This window comes from Streptomyces phaeoluteigriseus (genome assembly GCF_001896135.2).
In the GTDB taxonomy this organism is placed as follows: domain Bacteria; phylum Actinomycetota; class Actinomycetes; order Streptomycetales; family Streptomycetaceae; genus Streptomyces; species Streptomyces phaeoluteigriseus.
Map to the genome: position 1 here is coordinate 359,753 of NZ_MPOH02000005.1, position 21,034 is coordinate 380,786.

Here is a 21,034-nt window from a genome sequence, read left to right on the forward strand (position 1 = left end):
GGGAGCCGCCACCCGGCGCAGGGCACTTGTACGGCTGACGGACGATCAGCGACGGCTGTTGTCGACACCTTTCCTTCCTACGAGGCCGAGGTCGCCGGGCAGCGGGAGCAAGTCCTGATCCCGCTCAAACTCGACGCACCGTCCTGACGCGGAACATACCCGCTGGTACGCTCAACCGCTTCTTCCTCCGATGATGTTGGGAGGCACGATGCGCACCCGCCTGAGACGAATCGTCGTCGCCGCCGTCGCCCTGCTCACCGCCGCGACGGGCACGCTCCCGGCGACCGCGGCCGACCGGCCCGACGACCGCGGCCGCGGGGAACACCCCTCCGCCGCGGCCTGTCCGCCGTCATCCGCTACACCGAGTACGGCATCCCGCACATCCTCGCCCGCGATCACGCGGACCTCGGCTTCGGCACCGGCTGGGCACAGGCCGCCGACCAGGTGTGCACCGTCGCCGACGGCTTCGTGACCGTGCGCGGCGAGCGTTCGCGGTTCTTCGGGCCCGACGCGGCGACCGACTTCTCGCTCTCCTCGGCCGCCAGGAACCTCTCCAGCGACCTCTACTTCCGCGGGGTCCGCGAGACCGGCACCGTCGAGCGCCTGCTCGCGCGGCCCGCGCCCGCCGGTCCGAGCCGTACGGCCAAGGAGCTGATGCGGGGCTACGCGGCCGGGTACAACGCCTGGCTGCGGCAGAACCGGATCACCGACCCCACCTGCGAGGGCGCCGCCTGGGTGCGGCCGATCACCACGCTCGACGTGGCCGCCCGCGGCTACGCGCTCGCCGTCCTCGGCGGCCAGGGCCGGGCCGTCGACGGCATCACGGCCGCGCAGCCGCCCACCACGGGCTCCACCACACCGTCCGGCACCGCCCCCGACCCCGCGCGCACCGCCCGCGCCGCCGGCGAGCTCTTCGCCGCCGACTCCGCCGACATGGGTTCCAACGCGGTGGCGTTCGGCGGCTCCACCACGGCGAACGGCCGCGGACTGCTGCTCGGCAACCCGCACTACCCCTGGCAGGGCGGCCGCCGCTTCTGCAGTCCCAGCAGACCATCCCGGGCAGGCTCGACGTGGCCGGCGCCTCGCTGCTCGGCACGCCCACCGTGTCCATCGGCCACAACGCGCACGTGGCCTGGAGCCACACCGTCGCCACCGGCGTCACCCTCAACCTCCACCAGCTCGCACTGGACCCGGCCGACCCGACGGTCTACCTGGTCGACGGCGCGCCCGAACGCATGACGAAGCGCTCGGTGACGTCGCGGTCCGGGGCGGCACCCCGGTGACCCGCACCCAGTGGTGGACGCGCTACGGCCCGGTGGTCACCGGCCTCGGCAGCAGCCTCCCGCTGCCCTGGACGACCACCACCGCGTACGCCCTCAACGACCCCAACTCCACCAACCTCCGCGCCTCCGACACCGCCCTCGGTTTCGGCACCGCCCGCAGCACGGCGGACGTCCTCGGCACCCTGCGCCGCACGCAGGGCCTCCCGTGGGTCAACACGATCGCCGCCGACTCGGGCGGCCACACCCTGTTCACCCAGTCCCAGGTGCTCCCCCGCATCACCGACGAGTTGGCACAGCGCTGCTCCACCCCGCTCGGCCGGGCCACCTACCCGGCGTCCGGTGTGGCGGTCCTGGACGGCTCGCGCGGCGACTGCGCGCTCGGCCGTGACGGTGACGCCGTGGAGCCCGGCATCTTCGGGCCGGCCGCGCTGCCCACCCTCCGGGACGCGCCGTACGCGGAGAACTCCAACGACAGCGCCTGGCTGGCCAACGCGGACCGGCCGCTCACCGGCTACCAGCGGGTCTTCGGCACGATCGGCACCGCGCGCTCCCTGCGCACCCGGGGCGCGCTGGAGGACGTGGCGGCGCTGGCCGACCGCGGCGGCCTGACCGTGCGCGACCTGCAACGGCAGCAGTACACCAACCGGGTGCCGGCCGCCGACCTCGCCGCCGCGGACGCGGCGAAGGCCTGCGCCGCACTGCCGGGCGGCACGGCGACCGGCAGCGGCGGTCAGGCCGTCGACGTGAGCGGGGCCTGCGGGGTGCTGGCCGCCTGGGACCGCACGACCGACACCGGCAGCCGGGGAGCGCTGCTCTTCGACCGCTTCTGGCGCAGGTTCCCGGCGGCCCAGCAGTGGAAGGTGCCGTTCTCGGCGGCCGACCCGGTGGGCACACCGCACACGCTGAACACGGACGCGCCGGCCTTCGCCACCGCCCTCGCGGACGCGGTCGCCGAACTGCGTGCCGCGAACATCCCGCTCGACTCCCCACTCGGTGAGCACCAGTTCGTCGTCCGCGGCGGCACCCGCATCCCCGTGCCGGGCGGCACCGAGTCCCTCGGCGTCTGGAACAAGGTCGAGTCCGTGTGGAACCCGGCGGGTGGCGGCTACACCGAGGTGTCGACCGGCTCCAGCTACCTTCAGGCCGTCGGCTGGAACGGCGGCCGCTGCCCGGTGGCCCGGACCCTGCTGACGTACTCGCAGTCCTCGAACCCGGCTTCCCGTCACCACGACGACCAGACCCGGTTGTTCTCGGGGGAGAGGTGGGTGACGTCCCGGTTCTGCGAGAAGGACATCCTGTCCTCGCCCGCCCTGCGGGTCGTCCGGGTCGGTGACCACAGGTGACCCTCCCCGCCGGTGACCCTCACACCGGCCTGGTGCGGCCCTCCCAGTACGGCTCGCGCAGCCGCCGTTTGTACAGCTTGCCGTTGGGGTCGCGGGGCATCTCGGCGATGAAGTCGATGCTGCGGGGCCGTTTGTAGCCGGCCAGCCGGTCGGCGCAGTGGGCGAGGAGGTCGGCGGCGAGTCCGGGTCCGGGCTCGTGGCCGGGGGACGGTTCGACGACGGCCCTGACCTCCTCGCCCCAGTCGTCGTGCGGGATGCCGAAGGCGGCGGCGTCGGCGACGGCGGGGTGCGCGAGCAGGGCGGACTCGATCTCCGCGGGGTAGATGTTGACGCCGCCGGAGATGATCAGGTCGATCTTGCGGTCGCGCAGGAACAGGTAGCCGTCCTCGTCGAGGCAGCCCAGGTCGCCGACGGTGAAGAAGTCGCCGACGCGGTTCCTGCGGGTCTTCGCCTCGTCCTTGTGATAGCTGAAGCCGCCCGTGCTCATCTTCATGTAGACGGTGCCGAGTTCACCGGGCGGCAGCCGGTTGCCGTCGTCGTCGAAGACGGCGAGTTCGCTGATGGGCCAGGCCTTGCCGACCGTGCCGGGCTTCTTCAGCCATTCCTCGGCGGTCGCGAAGGCACCGCCGCCCTCGCTGGCCGCGTAGTACTCCTCCACGCAGTCGCCCCACCACTCGATCATCGCGCGCTTCACATGGTCCGGGCAGGGCGCGGCGCCGTGGATGGCGTGCCGCATGGAGGAGACGTCGTGGCGCTCCTTCACGTCGTCGGGGAGGGCGAGGAGGCGGTGGAACTGGGTCGGGACCATGTGGGTGTGCGTGCAGCGGTGTTCGTCGATGAGGCGGAGCATCTCCTGCGGCGTCCACTTGTCCATCAGGACCAGTCGGTGACCGATGTGCAGCGAGGCGCCCGCGAACTGGAGCACGGCCGTGTGGTAGAGCGGCGAGCAGACGAGGTGCACGTTGCCGTCGAAGGGCCTGATCCCGAAGATGCCGAGGAATCCGCCGAGATACGCCTCCTCGGGCGGCTTGCCGGGCAGCGGGCGCCGGATGCCGCGGGGGCGTCCCGTCGTACCGGACGTGTAGTTCATGACCCAGCCGAGGGTCCGGGCGGCGGGCGCCGACTCCGCTTGCCCGGCCAGGAGTTCGGCGTACGGCCGGAAGCCGGGGACCTCGCCGACGGCGTACCGGTGGGTGACGGGGAGGGCGGCCTCGTCGGCGGCCCGGCGGGCCTGGTCGGCGAAGCGTTCGTGGGCGAGGAGGACCTTCGCGCCGGAGTCGGAGACGATCCAGGCGATCTCGGGCCCGACGAGGTGGTGGTTGACGGGGACGAGGTAGAAACCGGCCTGGGTGGCGGCCAGGTAGGCGGTGAGGAACTCGGGCGAGTTGGGCAGGACGACGGCGAAGGCGTCGCCGCGCTCCATCCCGGCCGCGCGCAGCCCGTGGACGAGGCGGTTGGCGGCGGCGTGCAGACGTCCGGCGGTCCACTCCTCGCCGTCCGGCGCGATCAGCACCGTACGGCCGGGGTCCTCGGTGGCCTGGGCCCAGAAGCCGGTGGGGGGTGCGCTCGTCACTGGCCGCTCCTTCCTGCGATGCGGTTGACGCGGTCGACGGCCCGCTCGAAGCCGCGGGTGAGGTCGTCGAAGACGGCCCGCACGCTGCGGACCTCGTTCATCCGGCCGACGATCTGCCCGACGGGTGTGCCGAGGAGGGGGTCGACCTCGTACTTCTGGATCCGTGAGACGGCGTCGGCGACGAGCAGTCCCTGAAGGGGCATCGGGAGCGTGCCGGGGCCGTCGGGGGCGTCCCAGGCGTCGGTCCACTCGGTGCGGAGCTGGCGGGCGGGCTTCCCGGTGAGGGCGCGGGAGCGGACTGTGTCGCCGGAGCCGGCCGCGAGAAGCTTGCGGGTCAGGGCGGGCGAGTGCAGGTCGGCCTCGGCGGTGGTCAGCCAGAGGGAGCCGAGCCACACGCCCTGGGCGCCGAGGGCGAGGGCGGCGGCGATCTGCCGTCCGCTGCCGATGCCGCCGGCGGCCAGCACCGGCATGGGGGCGACGGCGTCCACGACCTCGGGGGTGAGCACCATGGAGGCGATCTCGCCGGTGTGACCGCCGGCCTCGTAGCCCTGCGCGACCACGATGTCGATGCCCGCGTCCCGGTGTTTCAGCGCGTGCCGGGCGCTGCCCGCGAGCGCGGCGACCAGCACCCCCCGCTCGTGGGCGCGGGCCACCACGTCGGCGGGCGGGGACCCCAGGGCGTTGGCCAGCAGCCGGATCGGGTAGTCGAGGGCGACGTCGAGCTGACCGCGGGCGACCTGCTCCATCCAGCCGGTGATCCGCCATCCGGACGCCTCGCCCTCGGCCAGCTCGGGTACGCCGTGCTTGGCGAGGGTGTCCCGCACGAACTGCCGGTGCCCCTCGGGGATCATCGCCTCGACGTCGGCCTCGCTCAGTGTCCGGTGCTTCGGGGCCTCGACCTTCTTCGCGGGCATGACGACGTCGAGGCCGTAGGGTCTGCCGTCGACGTGCGTCTCGATCCAGTCGAGGTCGCGCCGGAGATCGTCGGGGGCGGTGTAGCGGACCGCGCCGAGCACGCCGAAACCGCCGGCGCGGCTGATGGCCGCCGCCACCGCGGGGAACGGCGTGAAGCCGAAGACGGCGTGCTCGACTCCCAGTTGGTTGCTCAGCTCCGTCTGCATGGGCGCAGGATGCCGCAGCGGTCCGGACGACGGAAGACCTTTTCTGATACTCCGTCAGATTCCCTGGCGCTCGGACGCTCAGCGGGCGACGTCCATCCGCTGGGTGCCGATGACGGACAGCAGCCGCAGCGCCTCCTCCGACGGCGAGCCGGGGGTGGCCGTGTAGATGACGACCCGCTGGTCCCGGTCGGTGATGTCCAGGACGTCGCAGTTGACGGTGACGGGTCCGACGAGGGGGTGGTCGAAGGTCTTGCAGAGCGTGGGCCGGGCGGCCACCTCGTGGGCGGCCCACAGCCGGGCGAACTCCTCACTGCCGTCGAGGAGTTCGGCGATCAGCACGGTCAGCTCCGGGTCGTCGGGGTAGCGGGCGGCGGCGGCACGCAGGTGCTGGGCCGCGGTGCGGGCGAACTCGTCGGCGTCGGTCACGCTGTACAGCCGCCGACCGCCCGCCGGCTGCTGGAGGAACGCCCGCCGGACGACGTTGCGGTCGCGGCGCGGCAGGGCGGAGAAGTCCTCCATCAGGGCGGCGGCCAGGTCGTTCCAGGCGATGACCTCGTACGTCGCCGACAGCACGAACGCCGCGGCCTGCGGCAGCCGGTGCAGCAGGTCGACGATGCTCTGCCGCACCTCGCGCGAGGGACCCGGCGGCGGACCCTGCGGGGTGCCCGCCAGGTGGTGCAGGTGGTCGCGCTCCGCGTCCGACAGGCGCAGGGCACGCACCAGTTGGGCGAGCACCTCGCGGGACGGGTGCGGGCCGCGGGCCTGTTCCAGGCGCGTGTAGTACTCGGTGGAGATGTACGCCAGCTGCGCGACCTCCTCGCGGCGAAGGCCCGGCGTGCGACGGCGCCGCCCGGCGGGAAGCCCCACGTCGGCGGGGGTGATGCGCTCACGTCGGGTGCGTCGGCCAGTTCTCGTCGGTCCACGCGTCCAGTGTGCGCGGGGCCCGGCCGCCCAGCCAGGTACCGCCGGTGCCTGGCTGGGATGGGCGGCCGGGCGCAGGCTCGTCGGCATGACGAACGCAACGCACATGACCGACGGCACGACCGGCACCACCACCGCGGGGCTGCTCGCCGGCAAGGTCGCCTTCATCACCGGAGCGGGGCGCGGCATCGGCGCCGCCGCGGCGCGCCTGTTCGCCCGCGAGGGCGCCCGGGTGCTCCTCGCGGCCCGCACGGAGAGCCAGCTCGAGGCGGTGACCGAGGAGATCGGGGCGGCGGGCGGCACCGCCGCCCACGTCCGCTGCGACCTCGCCGACCCCGCGAGCGTCCGCGCCGCCGTCGACCGGGCCGTGGAGCTGTACGGCAGGCTCGACGTCGCCTTCAACAACGCGGCGACGATCCAGCAGCCCGGCCCGATGGACCAGCTCACGGAGGCGGAGTTCGACCACGTCCTCGCCGTCGACCTCAAGGGGCCCTGGGTGGCCATGAACGCCGAGATCGCCGCCATCCGGGCCACCGCGGGCAGCGGTGCCATCGTGAACACCTCCAGCGTCGGCAGCCTCATGGGCAACCCCACCCTGCCGGCGTACGGGGCGGCGAAGCGGGCGCTGAACAGCCTCACCGCCTCGGCGGCGATGACGTACGGCCCGGAGGGCATCCGCGTCAACGCCATCGCTCCCGGCACCACGATGACCGAGATGATCGACGCGTGGGAGCAGGCCTCCCCCGGGATCGTCGGCCGGCTCAACGCCCAGACCCCGCTGGGCCGCGGCGCCCACCCCTCGGAGGTCGCCGAGGCCGCGGCGTGGCTGCTGAGCAACCGTGCGTCCTATGTCACCGGGACGGTGCTGCGCGTGGACGGTGGCATGCGGTCCTGAAGGCCTCTTCGGCCCGGGCCCCGACGCACCGGCGCCTCACCCGGCCGCCTCACCCGGTGAGGTCCTCCAGGACCGCCATGGCCGCGTTGTGCCCCGGCACCCCGCTGACCCCTCCCCCGCGCACCGCGCCGGCGCCGCACAGCAGCACGTTGGCGTGCGGGGTCTCGACGCCCCAGCGGCCCGCGCCGTCCTGGGCGTACGGCCAGGCCAGGTCGCGGTGGAAGATGTTGCCGCCGGGCAGGCCGAGGTCGCGCTCCAGGTCCAGCGGGGTCTTCGCCTCGATGCAGGGGCGGCCGTCGGCGTCGGTGGCCAGGCAGTCGGCGAGCGGCTCGGCGAGGTGCGCGTCCAGTTGGGCGAGGGTGGCCTCGAGGAGGTCCGCGCGTACGGCGTCGTTGTCCCGCTCGAAGAGCCGGGCGGGGGCGTGCAGGCCGAACAGGGTCAGTGTCTGGCAGCCCCGCTCGACCAGGTCCGGGCCGAGGATCGTCGGGTCGGTCAGGGAGTGGCAGTAGATCTCCGACGGCGGGGCGGCGGGCAGGTCGCCGGCCGCGGCCTGGGCGTGGGCGGCGGCCAGTTGGGCGTACCCCTCGGCGATGTGGAAGGTGCCGGCGAAGGCCTCGCGCGGGTCGACGGAGGTGTCGCGCAGCCGGGGCAGCCGTTCGAGCAGCATGTTCACCTTGAGCTGGGCGCCCTCGGCGGGGGGCGGCGGGGTGTCGCCGGTGAGGGCGGCGAGCCGCTGCGGGGAGGCGTTGACGAGGACGTGCCGGGCGGCGGCGACGCCCTCGCCGTCGGCGGTGCGGTAGGTGACCTCGGCGCGACGGCCGTCCGTGTCGATCCGCACGGCCTCGTGCCCGGTGGCGAGGACGGCGCCGGCGCTCCGGGCGGCGTCGGCCAGGGCGTCCGTCAGGGCGCCCATCCCACCGACGGGCACGTCCCAGGCGCCGGTGCGCCGCCGATCACGTGGTAGAGGAGGCAGCGGTTCTGCTTGAGGGAGGGGTCGTGGGCGTCGGCGAAGGTGCCGATCAGCGCATCCGTCAGGACGACACCCCGCACCAGGTCGTCCATGAAGTGTTCCTCGACGGCGACACCGACGGGCTCTTCGAAGAGCATCCGCCAGGCGTCCTCGTCGTCGACGCGCCGACGCAGTTCCTCGCGGGTCGGCAGCGGTGCGGTGAGCGTGGGGAAGACCCGCTCGGCGAGGCGCCCGGTCATGCCGTAGAAGCGCCGCCAGGCCGCGTACTCACGTTCCCCGCCGGTCAGCCGCGCGAACGCCTCCCGGGTGCGCGCCTCACCCCCGCCCACGAGCAGCCCCGTGGCCCGGCCGTCACGCTCCACCGGCGTGTACGACGAGATGGTGCGCCCCTGGACGCGGAAGTCCAGCCCCAGATCCCGCACGATCTTCGGCGGCAATAGGCTGACCAGGTACGAGTAGCGCGACAACCGGGCGTCCACACCGGCGAACGGCCGGGTGGAGACCGCGGCGCCCCCGGTGTGGTCCAGCCGCTCCAGCACCAGCACGGACCGCCCGGCCCGCGCCAGATAGGCGGCGGCGACCAGCCCGTTGTGACCACCACCGACGATGACGGCGTCGTAGGCGCGACGTCCGGGGTCTCCCTCGAGTGCAGGCATGGTTCTTCGTAACACGGGGCGATCGGCACGGGCCAGGGTCGCGCGCCGGACGACACCCCCGCTTGGCGGCGCCGCGCGATGGGCAGGCACACACCAGCCCGGCCCAGCCGCAGCCGCTCGTGAAGGAGAGACCCCATGGCCGACGGACCCCGTCAGACCGCCGCGCTCCTGGTCAACGGGCGCGGCCAGTACCTCCTCCACCTCCGGGACGCGCACCGGCCGATCTGCGATCCGGGCGCCTGGTCGCTGCCCGGTGGGGCGCGGGAGGGGGACGAGACGGCCGAGGAGGCCGTCGCACGGGAGCTGCTGGAGGAGACGGGGCTCGTGCTCGACGGGCTGACGCGGTACGGCGTCGTCGACGGCACCATCCAGGTGTTCCTGGGCCGTTGGGACGGTGATCCGGCACGGCTGTCCGTCACCGAGGGCGTCATGTTCGCCTTCTTCGACGCGGAGACGACGGCGCGGCTCACGATGGCCCCGTGGGCGGCCGAGATCCTCGCCCTGCACCGGGCCGACGGGACGCTTCCCCCGGCCCGGCCGGTGTCGGGCCGGGGCACGGTCCCGAACGTCGTCGGCGTGCACCTGTATCTGGAGCGCGACGGCAAGGTCCTGCTCGGACTGCGCCACCCCGATCTGTCCTTCGCCCCGCTGCGACACCACTTCCTGGCCGGTCACTGCGAGCTTGAGTCGGCGGTGGCCTGTTTGGTCCGGGAGGCCCGGGAGGAGGCCGGGCTGGAGATCGGCGCCGACGACGTCGAGCTGGTGCACACCGTCCACGTCCTCGACCGTCCCGGTACGCGGCCCCGGCTCCAGCTGGTGTTCCGGGCGCGGACCTGGAGGGGCGAGCCGCGCGTGCTGGAGCCGGACAAGTGCCTCGGCTGGGAGTGGTGGCCCCTGGACGCCCTGCCGGAACCGATGGTCGGCTATGCGCGGGCGGCCGTCGAGGGGATCCGCGACGGACGGGCGTACACGGAGCTGGGCTGGGACTGAGCGCCCCGGCTAGCGCCGTACCCGGGGCATGCCCAGGCCGATCCAGGAGATGATCTCCCGCTGGATCTCGTTGTTTCCGCCGCCGAAGGTGAAGATCACGGCGGAGCGGTAGCCGCGTTCGAGTTCGCCGTGCAGGACGGCGCCGGCCGAGCCCTCCCGGAGGGCGCCGGGAGCGGCGACCACCTCCATCAGCCAGGCGTAGGCGTCCCGGCGGGCCTCGGAGCCGTAGACCTTGACGGCGGAGGCGTCCTGCGGGGTGAGGGTGCCGTTCTGGAGGGCGGCGACCATCTGCCAGTTGAGGAGTTTGAGGGCGTCGAGTCTCACATGGGTGCGGGCGAGGAGGCGGCGGACCCAGGGCAGGTCGACGACGCGGCGGCCGTCGGCGAGCTTGGTCCCGGTCGCCCACCGCTGGACGTCGTGCAGGGCGCGGATGGCCATGGTGCCGTGCGCGGCCAGGGTCACGCGCTCGTGGTTGAGCTGGTTGGTGATCAGCCGCCAGCCCTGGTTCTCGGCGCCGACCCGGTGGGTGACGGGGACGCGCACGTTCTCGTAGTAGCTCGCGGTGGTGTCGTGCGAGGCGAGCGTGCGGATGAGCGTGCAGGAGTAGCCGGGGTCGGTGGTCGGGACCAGCAGCATGGTGATGCCCTTGTGGGGCGGGGCGTCGGGGTCGGTGCGCACGGCGAGCCACACCCAGTCGGCGGTGTCGCCGTTGGTCGTCCAGATCTTCTGGCCGTCGACGACGTACTCGTCCCCGTCGCGCACGCGCGGGTCTTCAGGGCGGCGAGGTCGGTGCCCGCGTCGGGTTCGCTGTAGCCGATCGCGAAGTCGATCTCGCGGCGAGGATCTTCGGCAGGAAGTACGCCTTCTGCTCGTCCGTGCCGTACCGCATGATCGTCGGGCCGACGGTGTTGAGCGCCATCAGGGGCAGCGGGACGCCCGCCTGCGCGGCCTCGTCGAAGAACACGAACTGCTCGGTCGGCGTCAGCCCGCGCCCGCCGTACTCCTTCGGCCAGCCGACGCCCAGCCAGTTGTCCGCGCCGAGCCGGCGGATGGTCTCGCGGTAGAAGCGTTTCGCGGCGACCGGGTCGGCGTGCCGGGCGTACGCGTTGTCCGGTACCAGCTCGGCGAAGTAGGCACGCAGTTCGGTGCGCAGCCGCAACTGCTCGGGCGTGTGGTCGAGGTGCACGGCGCCTCCTGGCTTCCCAAGGCCGGTCTCCTGACGGCGCACACCGTAGAACGTGTTTCAGAAATTGGGAATGCCGGTCACCGGCCGGAGCCGCCGATCGGCCGTCTCGGGCACCACCTCACTCCAGCGTCTCCAGGAAGTCCGTGCAGGCGCGGGCACACGCGCGGCACGCGGCCGCACTCTCCTCGGCGCCGGGATGCCGCTCGAAGACGTGCGCGGTCTCCAGGCAGACGGTCCGGCACCACTCCACCTGGACCCGGATTTCGGCTTCGTCCACCCGGTTGTCCTCGGACAGCACGCGGCAGGTCGCGTCACAGACCTCCGCGCACATGATCCCCTTGCGCCGCACGAACTCCTGCTGTTCGGTTCCGTCCGGATCCACGAGGCTCGCACGCAGCGCGCAGGCCCGCGCGCACTCGGTGCACGCCTGGGCGCATGCGAAGCGGTCCTCCAGGAACCGGATGAGCTCCTGTTGGGATGTCGTCGAAGTCACACAGCGCGGGTTGCCTCGACGGCCCCCGCCAAACTCGACGGGGGCGAACCGGGCACGGAGAGCGACAGACGCCGCCTGGCGGTTCGCGACCGATTGGTGGGGTATTCGCCTGATATGAGTAGCGCAAGCATGCAGTTGGCCTCCTCGAGCGGCCTGCTCAGCGTGGCCATGTTCGTGGTCGGTGCGGGTCTCGTGACCCTGCTGGCCGGCAGTTTCTGGCTGGGCGCACGCGTCAAGCAGCGCGAGCTGCCCCGGCCGCGCCCCGACGAGCAGCCGCAGCTGCCCCCGGACGGACCCGTGCACGAGGTCCGTCAGTACCGGGAGCCCGACGAGGTACCGCGGACCCCGAAGGGGGGCCGCGCCCTCACCCCGTACGAACTGACCAACATGCAGACCCGGCCGAGCACGTCCAAGGAGCCGCGGCGCTGGAGTCCGGGCAGCAGCGGATCGTTCGGCGGGGGTGGACTGGGCGGCCACTGAGCCCCGCCCCGCGCAACCAGCGCCCACCGTTCCCGGGCCATCGCGAACGGAGTGAGATCCATGGCGACGACGGTCGCAGCACCCTGCCCCTGCCCGACTACGACCACCTGCCCATCGGCGGCCTGGAGAGCCGCGTACGGTCGCTCACCGCCGGGGAGGTCGAGGAACTGCTCGCCTACGAACGCACGCACGCCGACCGCCTGCCGGTGACCGAGGTCCTGACGTCCCGCCTGGAGCAGCTGGCGGCGGGCGCCGAGCCGACTTCGGGGGACCCGGGAGCGCTGCGCCCGGAGCAGTCCACGGGGCGCTCCGGTTCCCCGGTGTCGCCGGCGACCTCGCCGCAGCCGTTCGGTCCGCCGCCGCACGGCACCCCGGATCAACGGGGCAGGCCGAAGGGCAACCGGACGTAGGTCCGTCCCCGTCCGCGTCAATCAGGGTCCGGGCCGGTGCCCGGGCCCTGGCGTCCGTGGCGCCTGCGGCGGCGCGAGCCTCGGCTACAGCCGCGCCGCCAAGGCCACCGCCTGTTCGGCGTACGTCCGGCCGAACAGCACCGCGTGCACGAGCAGCGGGAACAGCTGGTGGAGACCGACCCGGTCCTCTCGGCCCGCCGCGAGGGGGGCCGCGTCCTGGTAGCCGTCCAGCACCCGGTTCAGGTGCGGGCAGCCGAACAGGTCCAGCATCGCGAGGTCGGTCTCGCGGTGTCCGCCGTGCGCGGCCGGGTCGATGAGGCGGGCATGTCCGTCGGCGCCCCACAGCACGTTGCCGTTCCACAGGTCGCCGTGGAGTCGGGCGGGCGGTTCCGGGGGGCCGGCCAGGTCGGGCAGCCGCTCGCAGACCCGCTCGACGAGGGCCGCCCCGGCGGGCCGCACGGTCCCCTGGTCGAAGGCCGTCCGCAGATACGGCAGCACCCGGTGCTCGGCGTACCAGGCGGGCCAGTCGTCGCCGGGCACGTTGCGCATCGGGGCGAGGCCGACGAACGCCTCCCGCGGGCCGTCCGGGGGCGGTGCGCCGAAGGCGGGGGCGCCGGTGAGGTGCAGGGCCGCCAGGTCGCGGCCGAACCGGAAGGCCGCTTCGGGGCTCGGCGGACCGGTCGGCACCCGGTCGGTCACCAGCCATCGTCCTCCGGCGCCGCGCACGGCCGGGACGCGGACCGTGCGGGCGTCGGCCAGCCAGCGCAGCCCGGCGGCCTCGGCCCGCACGGCGCGGGGGTCGCCCCGCTTGACCATCACCGCCCGCCCGCCGTCGAGGACGACCTCGGCGAGGTCCCCCGACAGCGGGCGCACGCGCTGGACGGCCGCACCCGTCAGCCACGCCGCGGCGGCACCCGGTTCGTCAGGCGGAGTCACGGCGCCCAGGCTACGACGACGGGGGGGCCGGGGCGCCCTGGACGACACCCCGGCCACCGTGACGCCCTGTTCCCCAGCACCCCGAACCCGAGGACACCCAGGCCACCGTCACAACCCCGAACCCGGGGACACCTCGGCCACCGTCACACCCTGGACCCGACGACACCCCGGTGCCCCGAGCCCGACAACACTCCGGTCACCGTCTCGCCCCGAGTGAAGCGACACCGCGACTCCCGGGCCACGACGACGCCGACCGTCACCCGCCCGCGTACCCCGCGAGGTACTCACCCGTGACGGTCGAGCGGGCCGCGACCAGGTCGGCCGGAGTGCCCTCCAAGACCACCCGCCCGGCCTCCCCGGAAACCCCGGCCCGCACCACACCAGGGCACCCCGCCCCCCCACCACGACGACGTCCGCGTCAACCGCCCACGTACCCCGCGAGGTGCTCACCCGTGACGGTCGAGCGGGCCGCGACCAGGTCGGCCGGAGTGCCCTCGAAGACGATCCTGCCGCCGTCGTGACCCGCGCCGGGGCCGAGGTCGATGATCCAGTCGGCGTGGGCCATGACCGCCAGGTGGTGTTCGACGACGACGACCGACTTGCCGGAGTCGACGAGCCGGTCCAGCAGGCCGAGCAGTTGCTCGACGTCGGCGAGGTGCAGGCCGGTGGTCGGTTCGTCGAGGACGTAGATGCCGCCCTTGTCGCCCATGTGGGTGGCCAGCTTGAGCCGCTGCCGCTCGCCGCCGGACAGGGTGGTGAGGGGCTGGCCGAGGGTGAGGTAGCCGAGCCCGACGTCGCGAGGCGGCCGAGGATGCGCTGCGCCGCCGGGGTGTGCGCCTCGCCGGAGCCGAAGAACTCCTCGGCCCTGGCCACCGGCATCGCGAGCACCTCGCTGATGTCCCGGCCACCGAGGTGGTAGTCGAGCACCGCCGCCTGGAACCGCTTGCCCTCGCAGTCCTCGCAGGTGGTGGCCACGCCCGCCATCATCGCCAGGTCGGTGTAGATGACGCCCGCGCCGTTGCAGGTGGGGCAGGCGCCCTCGGAATTGGCGCTGAACAGGGCCGGCTTGACACCGTTGGCCTTGGCGAACGCCTTGCGGATCGGGTCGAGCAGTCCGGTGTACGTCGCCGGGTTGCTGCGCCGGGAGCCCCTGATCGGGCTCTGGTCGACCGACACCACGCCCGCCTCGCCGGGGATCGACCCGTGCACGAGCGAACTCTTGCCGGAACCGGCGACACCGGTGATGACGGCGAGCACGCCGAGCGGGATGTCCACGTCGACGCCCTGGAGGTTGTGCGCCGTCGCGCCGCGGATCTCCAGCGCCCCGGTGGACTTGCGCACGGACTCCTTCAGGGCGGCCCGGTCGTCGAGATGGCGGCCGGTGACGGTGCCGCCGGCCCGCAGCCCTTCCACGGTGCCCTCGAAGCAGACGGTGCCGCCCGCCGTACCTGCGCCGGGACCGAGGTCGACGATGTGGTCGGCGATCGCGATCGTCTGCGGCTTGTGCTCCACGACGAGCACGGTGTTGCCCTTGTCCCGCAGGCGCAGCAGCAGGTCGTTCATCCGCTGGATGTCATGGGGGTGCAGACCGGCGGTGGGCTCGTCGAAGACGTAGGTGACGTCGGTGAGCGAGGAGCCGAGGTGGCGGATCATCTTGACGCGTTGCGCCTCACCGCCCGACAGGGTGCCCGCCGGCCGGTCGAGCGAGAGGTAGCCGAGGCCGATCTCCGCGAACGAGTCGAGGGTCTGCCGCAACGCCGTGAGCAGCGGCGCCACCGACGGCTCGTCCAGTGCCCGGACCCAGTCGGCCAGGTCGGTGATCTGCATCGCGCAGGCGTCGGCGATGCTGACCTTGTCGATCTTCGACGAGCGGGCGCCCTCGCTGAGCCGGGTGCCGTCGCACTCGGGGCAGACGGTGAACGTCATCGCCCGCTCCACGAAGGCGCGCACATGCGGCTGGAGCGCGTCGATGTCCTTGGCGAGCATCGACTTCTGGATCTTCGGGATCAGACCCTCGTACGTCAGGTTGATGCCGTCGATCTTGATCTTGGTCGGCTCCTTGTGGAGGAGGTCGTGCAGCTCCTTCTTGGTGAACTCGCGGATCGGCTTGTCCGGGTCGAAGAAGCCGCAGCCGCTGAAGATGCGGCCGTACCAGCCGTCCATGCTGTAGCCGGGGATCGTGAGCGCGCCCTCGTTCAGCGACTTGCTGTCGTCGTAGAGCTGGGTGAGGTCGATGTCGGAGACCGTGCCCCGGCCCTCGCAGCGGACACACATGCCGCCGGTGCGGTTGTAGGTCGCCTTCACGGTCTTCTTGGTGCCGCGCTCGACGGTGATGCCGCCGCTGGCCCGCACCGAGGCGGTGTTGAAGGAGTAGGCGCTGGGCGGGCCGATGTGCGGCTCGCCCAGCCGGCTGAAGAGGATGCGCAGCATCGCGTTGGCGTCGGTGGCGGTGCCGACGGTGGAGCGGGGGTCGGTGCCCATCCGCTGCTGGTCGACGATGATCGCGGTGGTCAGACCGTCGAGGACGTCGACGTCGGGCCGCGCCAGTGTCGGCATGAAGCCCTGTACGAAGGCGCTGTACGTCTCGTTGATCAACCGCTGCGACTCGGCGGCGATCGTGTTGAACACCAGAGAGCTCTTGCCCGAGCCGGACACACCGGTGAAGACGGTCAGCCGGCGCTTGGGGATCTCGACACTGACGTCCTTGAGGTTGTTCACGCGCGCGCTGTGCACACGGATCACGTCGTGGGTGTCGGCTGCGTGCGGCACGGGCGGCCGGGCGGCCGTCCTCTTCGTGGTGCTCATCAACTGTCTCCATCGGTTGTCCGGGCCGGCCTTCGCGGTCTCCGTGGGCGTCGCTCTCACGCTATGCGCTGCCCGGTGACCGGCGCTTCTCGATTCCTGACCGAACCGGTCCGTGCCGGCGCTGCCGGGGCACGTACCGTGGCATACCCCTCGGATCGGCGGCGGAGCACGGCCCGAACCCGCCGGTGGCGCACACCCCGCGACCGCTGATGCGCGCGCCGGACACCTGCGTCGCCGACCTGGACGTGCCCGACCGGCTCGTCACCTGCTGCTATCTGCTCCTAGCTGCTGCTATCCGTTGATCATCCCGGGCGCGGGGACGGTGACGATCTGCTCGGCGGGGCATCTGCCGGTCCTGGTCGTCGGGACGGGACAGGGCGTGCGGGCGCTCGACTGCCCGGTCAACATGCCTCTCGGCGTCGGCGTCGGCATCGGCGACGTCCCGCTCGAGCGGGCCCGCGCGAAGACACCCCCGGGGGCGACCCTGGTGCTCTACAAGGACGGCCTGATCGAGACACCGGGCAGCGACATGGAGCTGGGCATCGCCGAACTCACCGTGCCGCTCCGGCAGTTGTTCGCCGACGCGCCCCGCCTGGAGAAGGCGGTCGACCGGATGCTCGCGGGTGCTGCCGGATCCGGAGAGTCACAACGACGACGTGACCCTCCTGCTGGCACAGCTCCCGGCGGCGTAGGGCTCCGGACGCGGCGCGCGGCGCGCGCGCCTCGTCCCACGGCCCGGAGTGCGGCCGTGGGACGAGGGCGGACGACCGGGTTCAGGCCGGGGCGGTGAAGCCCCTGCGGCCGGTGGTGACCGGCTGGGTCAGGTGCGGCTCCCGTGCCGTGCGACGGCCGCCCACCGCCAGCTCGTAGGCGTCCAGGTGCGCCTTGATGTACGGGACGGCCACGCTCTCGAGTTCCCCGTCGACGAACGCGGGCTGGACGTTGACCTCGAAGACGACGCCGCCGTTCTCCACGGCCAGGTCGACCCCGGCGAAGGGCAGGCCGACGGAGGCGGTGGCGGCGACGGCGAGTTCGGTGAGGCGGGGCGGCAGGTCCGGCGGGTCGATGTGGACGGCGGTGGCGCCCTGGCAGGTGTTGCAGGGGGTGTCGGGGGCGGGCTGGAGATGTTCGCGGGCGTGCACGACGCGCCCGCCGAGGACGAAGACACGGAACTGGTGGCGCAGCCCGTCGGCGGTGAAGTTGCCCGCGTCGCGGGAGAGCATCCAGTCGGTGCCGTGCTCGGCGTAGTAGCCGGTCGCCGCCTCCAGTTGGGCGGGCGTGGTGACGTGGAAGGTGTCGTTGCCGCCGGTGCCGACGACGGGCCGCGCCCAGGTGTCGCCGCCGAGCCGCTCGAACGCCTCGGCGGCCTCCCGTGCGGTGGGACGGGACAGGACGGCGGTCTCCATCTGGGCGATGCCGTCCCGGCGGAAGCGTTCGACGGTGAGGTTCTTCTCCGTGGCGGTCCGCCACGCGTCGGGGCCGGTGCCTAGTGTGACCACGTCATGGCGGCCCAGGAGTTCCTGGAAGCCGGCGAGGGCGCGGCGGCGGTGCGGCGGGATCTCGTACAGCACGACGATGTCGGGCACGAAGTCCAGCCCCTCCTGCGGGACCCGCAGCCGTAAGCGGCCTCCGTCGCGGACGCCGCGGCCGGAGGCTTGGGCCGCTCCGGCCGCTCCGGCCGTTCCGGGGCCTCCGTTTCCTGCGTTTCCTCCGGTCGCGAAGTGGCGGGAGTCGATGCGCACGGGCGGTGCGCCGGTGAGCAGTTCCACGGCGTCGGCCAGGTACTCGCTACATTTTTCGGGCGACGTCGGGTCGGCGATCAGGGCGATGCACGGTCGGGACACAGCGGCCTCCAGTGGCTCTCGACGCGCGCTCGTACCGCGGTCCCGGTCGCGCGGTACGAAACGGCGTCACGGTGTGTGGTGCCTGTCGCGCGGGTGGTCCTCGCACCCGTCGCCCTGGGAGCCGCGCCGGGATACGGGCCGGCCGGGCCCGGACCACCGCCGGGGCCGGGGGGCCGGGCCCGGACCACCGCCGGGGCCGGGGCGGCCGGTGACCACGTGGGTGGGGGCGCCCCGTCGGATCGTGCCGCGGGGCTGGCCGACCACTGTAAGCACCGGGCCCGGCCCCGTGACAGGGCGCACGGCCGCCCGGCTCCTGCCCCTGCCTCTGCGCCGTCCGCCCGGACCGTGCGCCCTGCCCGGGGTCCGGGTCAGCCGTCCCAGGCCCAGTCGGCGACCTCCGGCAGATCGGTGCCGTGGACACGGATCCAGTCGTGGTGGCGCAGCCGGACGTCCTCCATCCGCTGGCGCACGGCCGCGGCACGCACGGCGAGGCCGGGGACGCGGTCGATGACGTCCATGACCAGGCGGTACCGGTCGCAGTCGTTGCCGACCAGCATGTCGAACGGCGTGGTCGTGGTGCCGATCTCCTTGTAACCCCGCACGTGCAGGTGCTGGTGGCCGGTGCGGCGGTAGGCCAGACGGTGGATCAGCCACGGATAGCCGTGGTAGGCGAAGACGACGGGCCTGTCGGCGGTGAACAGACCGTCGTACTCGAAGTCGCTCATGCCGTGCGGGTGTTCGCCGCTCGGCATCAGGCGGGCGATGTCGACGACGTTGACCACGCGGACCGCGAGTTCGGGCAGGTGGCGGCGGAGCAACTGGGCGGCGGCCAGCACTTCCTGGGTCGGTACGTCCCCGGCGCAGGCGAGGACGACGTCCGGTTCGCGGGTGCCGTTCTCGGTGCCGGCCCAGTCCCAGATCCCGGCGCCGCGGGCACAGTGGGCGCGGGCCTGGTCCAGCGTCAGCCAGTCGAAGCAGGGCTGCTTGCCGGCCACGACGACGTTGACGTAGTCGCGGCTGCGCAGCACGTGGTCGGCCACCGACAGCAGCGTGTTGGCGTCCGGCGGCAGATAGACGCGGACGGCTTCGGGGCTCTTGCTGAGGATGTGGTCGACGAAGCCGGGGTCCTGGTGGGAGAAGCCGTTGTGGTCCTGGCGCCACACATGCGACGTGAGCAGGTAGTTGAGGGAGGCGATGGGGGCGCGCCAGGGCAGCCGGCGGGTCACGCGCAGCCACTTGATGTGCTGGTTGACCATCGAGTCGACGATGTGCACGAACGCCTCGTAGCAGGAGAACAGTCCGTGCCGTCCGGTGAGCAGATAGCCCTCCAGCCAGCCCTGGCAGGTGTGTTCCGAGAGGATCTCCATCACCCGGCCGTGCCGGTCGAGGTCTTCGTCGACCTGGAGCGTCTGCGCCTGCCATGCCTTGCCGCTGGCCCCGTAGACGGCCTGGAGGCGGTTGGAGGCGGTCTCGTCGGGGCCGACCAGCCGGAAGTCGCGCCGCCCGGCGGTGGACCGCATCACTTCCTCCAGCAACTCACCGAGGACACCGGTGGGTTCGTGCCGGGTCGTGCCGGGCTTGTCGACGGCGACGGCATACGACTCCAAAGCGGGCAGCGGGAGTTCGCGCAGCAGGAGTCCGCCGTTGGCGTGCGGGGTGGCGCCGAGGCGGCGGGTGCCGTCGGGGATCCAGGTCAGTACGTCGTGCCGGGGGGCGCCCTGCTCGTCGAAGAGTTCCCCGGGCCGGTAGGAGCGCAGCCACGTCTCCAGCTGACGCAGGTGCTCCGGGTTGTCCCGTACGGCGGAGAGCGGGACCTGGTGGGCGCGCCACGTGCCCTCCACGGGCAACCCGTCGACCTGCGCGGGGCCGGTCCAGCCCTTCGGGGTGCGCAGCACGATCACCGGCCAGCGGGGGCCGCTGGCCGGCGCCTCGTCCCGGGCGGCGCGCTGGATCGCCGCGATGCGGTCCAGGGCGGTGTCCATGGCCTCGGCCATCGCGCGGTGCACGGCGGCCGGCTCGTCGCCGGTGACGTGGATCGGGTCGTGGCCGTAGCCCCGCAGCAGTTCGTCCAGTTCCGGTTCGGGGATGCGGGCCAGCACCGTCGGGTTGGCGATCTTGTAGCCGTTGAGGTGGAGGATCGGCAGGACGGCGCCGTCGTGGACCGGGTCGAGGAACTTGTTGGAGTGCCAGGAAGCGGCCAGCGGCCCGGTCTCCGCCTCACCGTCGCCGATCACGCAGGCGACGAGCAGGTCCGGGTTGTCGTAGGCGGCGCCGTAGGCGTGCGAGAGCGAGTAGCCGAGTTCGCCGCCCTCGTGGATGGAGCCGGGCGTCTCGGGGGCGACGTGGCTGGGGATGCCGCCGGGGAAGGAGAACTGCTTGAACAGCCGGGCCATGCCGGCCGCGTCCCGCGTGACGTCGGGGTACGTCTCGGTGTACGAGCCCTCCAGCCAGGAGTTGGCGACCACCGCCGGCCCGCCGTGGCCCGGCCCCCATACGCACAGGGCGTTCAGGTCACGGTCGCGGATGACACGGTTGAGGTGGGTGTACACGAGGTTCAGCCCGGGGGACGTACCCCAGTGCCCGAGCAGCCGCGGCTTGACGTGCTCCGGGCGCAGCGGCTCGGTGAGCAGGGGGTTGGCCATGAGGTAGATCTGGCCGACGGACAGGTAGTTCGCGGCGCGCCAGTGGGCGTCCAGCGTCCTCAGTTCGTCGTCGGTGAGACGGGCGGACGCCTGCTGGGGGTCGACGGACATCTCGGGTCCCTTCCAAGATCGGTTCGGCGGTAGGTGCGCGGGAAGTGCGGGGCCGGTCCGTTCCCTCCCACCCTCTCCCGACCCCCCGGGTACCCGCCAGGGCCGGACGGGCCATCCGGAGGACGCCGGACGGGGTGGGCGCTCGCTGGACGGATGCCGGGGTTCCCCGTGCCGGACGAGTGCACGGCCGCCGGGACCGGTGCCGGGCTCGCCGAGCGAGGGCGGGGCCTCCCGGCAGCGGGGCCGGACCTTCTGCGCGGGGCTGGGCCTACCGGAGAGTGCTGGACCTTCTGCCCGGGGCCGGGCCAACCGGAGAGTGCCGGACCTTCGAGGCGGTGCGGGGCTACCGGATGATGCTTGACCTTCGGGGCAGGG

The 21,034-nt window shown here is 73.0% G+C and carries 12 protein-coding genes and 4 pseudogenes; 6 read left to right on the plus strand and 10 right to left on the minus strand.

Annotation, left to right across the window (positions count from 1 at the left end):
* Positions 1-381 precede the first annotated feature (381 nt).
* Positions 382-2,626: pseudogene (locus BM536_RS04835) on the plus strand (penicillin acylase family protein).
* A 19-nt stretch (positions 2,627-2,645) separates the two neighbouring features.
* On the opposite strand, the gene BM536_RS04840 reads toward BM536_RS04835, so the two are convergent.
* The 3 genes from BM536_RS04840 to BM536_RS04850 all read right to left on the minus strand — a co-directional run bounded on the left by BM536_RS04840 (position 2,646) and on the right by BM536_RS04850 (position 6,187).
* Positions 2,646-4,199, minus strand: a complete 1,554-nt coding sequence (locus tag BM536_RS04840) for an acyl-CoA synthetase (RefSeq protein ID WP_073493369.1) — start codon at positions 4,197-4,199, stop codon at positions 2,646-2,648.
* On the minus strand, positions 4,196-5,320 hold the full coding sequence (locus BM536_RS04845) for an NAD(P)H-dependent flavin oxidoreductase (RefSeq protein ID WP_094102568.1): 1,125 nt from the start codon (positions 5,318-5,320) through the stop codon (positions 4,196-4,198). Before BM536_RS04845 ends, BM536_RS04840 begins: the two co-directional genes overlap by 4 nt.
* 78 nt (positions 5,321-5,398) lie before the next feature.
* Positions 5,399-6,187 (minus strand): helix-turn-helix transcriptional regulator, encoded by a 789-nt coding sequence (locus BM536_RS04850; RefSeq protein ID WP_094102569.1) that lies wholly within the window; start codon positions 6,185-6,187, stop codon positions 5,399-5,401.
* A 142-nt stretch (positions 6,188-6,329) separates the two neighbouring features.
* Between BM536_RS04850 and BM536_RS04855 the strand changes: the two genes are divergently transcribed.
* Entirely contained in the window at positions 6,330-7,136 is an 807-nt protein-coding gene (locus BM536_RS04855; protein ID WP_094102570.1) for an SDR family NAD(P)-dependent oxidoreductase, read from the plus strand.
* Between the two features lie 49 nt (positions 7,137-7,185).
* On the opposite strand, the pseudogene BM536_RS04860 reads toward BM536_RS04855, so the two are convergent.
* Positions 7,186-8,762: pseudogene (locus tag BM536_RS04860) on the minus strand (phytoene desaturase family protein).
* 135 nt (positions 8,763-8,897) lie between these two features.
* Between BM536_RS04860 and BM536_RS04865 the strand changes: the two are divergent.
* The gene (locus tag BM536_RS04865) at positions 8,898-9,752 is read left to right on the plus strand and encodes an NUDIX hydrolase (RefSeq protein ID WP_073493365.1); all 855 of its coding nucleotides are present in this window, start codon (positions 8,898-8,900) and stop codon (positions 9,750-9,752) included.
* Between the two features lie 9 nt (positions 9,753-9,761).
* Here the strand turns inward: BM536_RS04865 and BM536_RS04870 are convergent.
* A pseudogene (locus BM536_RS04870) lies at positions 9,762-10,938 on the minus strand (acyl-CoA dehydrogenase family protein).
* A gap of 118 nt (positions 10,939-11,056) precedes the next feature.
* Entirely contained in the window at positions 11,057-11,431 is a 375-nt protein-coding gene (locus BM536_RS04875; protein WP_073493363.1) for a four-helix bundle copper-binding protein, read from the minus strand.
* 114 nt (positions 11,432-11,545) lie between these two features.
* Between BM536_RS04875 and BM536_RS04880 the strand changes: the two genes are divergently transcribed.
* Together BM536_RS04880 and BM536_RS04885 are read left to right on the plus strand one after the other, a co-directional pair.
* Positions 11,546-11,911 (plus strand): DUF6479 family protein, encoded by a 366-nt coding sequence (locus tag BM536_RS04880; RefSeq protein WP_094102571.1) that lies wholly within the window; start codon positions 11,546-11,548, stop codon positions 11,909-11,911.
* Positions 11,912-11,967: 56 nt separating this feature from the next.
* Positions 11,968-12,321 carry a DUF8129 domain-containing protein gene (locus BM536_RS04885; protein WP_094102572.1) on the plus strand — a complete coding sequence of 118 codons (354 nt, stop codon included), beginning with the start codon at positions 11,968-11,970 and terminating at the stop codon, positions 12,319-12,321.
* Between the two features lie 84 nt (positions 12,322-12,405).
* Here BM536_RS04885 and BM536_RS04890 read toward each other — a convergent pair whose 3' ends face one another.
* Positions 12,406-13,257 (minus strand): fructosamine kinase family protein, encoded by an 852-nt coding sequence (locus tag BM536_RS04890; RefSeq protein WP_094102573.1) that lies wholly within the window; start codon positions 13,255-13,257, stop codon positions 12,406-12,408.
* Positions 13,258-13,675: 418 nt separating this feature from the next.
* Positions 13,676-16,062, minus strand: a pseudogene (locus BM536_RS04895) (ATP-binding cassette domain-containing protein).
* A gap of 298 nt (positions 16,063-16,360) precedes the next feature.
* Between BM536_RS04895 and BM536_RS04900 the strand changes: the two are divergent.
* Positions 16,361-16,852 (plus strand): SpoIIE family protein phosphatase, encoded by a 492-nt coding sequence (locus BM536_RS04900; protein ID WP_073493354.1) that lies wholly within the window; start codon positions 16,361-16,363, stop codon positions 16,850-16,852.
* Here BM536_RS04900 and BM536_RS04905 read toward each other — a convergent pair.
* A complete protein-coding gene (locus BM536_RS04905) occupies positions 16,836-17,906 on the minus strand; it encodes an ATP-grasp domain-containing protein (RefSeq protein ID WP_107439548.1) in 1,071 nt (356 codons plus the stop codon). The two genes, BM536_RS04900 and BM536_RS04905, sit on opposite strands and share 17 nt — an antisense overlap.
* A 368-nt stretch (positions 17,907-18,274) precedes the next feature.
* Positions 18,275-20,659, minus strand: coding sequence for a phosphoketolase family protein (locus tag BM536_RS04910; protein WP_094102574.1), 2,385 nt, complete (start codon positions 20,657-20,659; stop codon positions 18,275-18,277).
* Positions 20,660-21,034 lie beyond the last annotated feature (375 nt).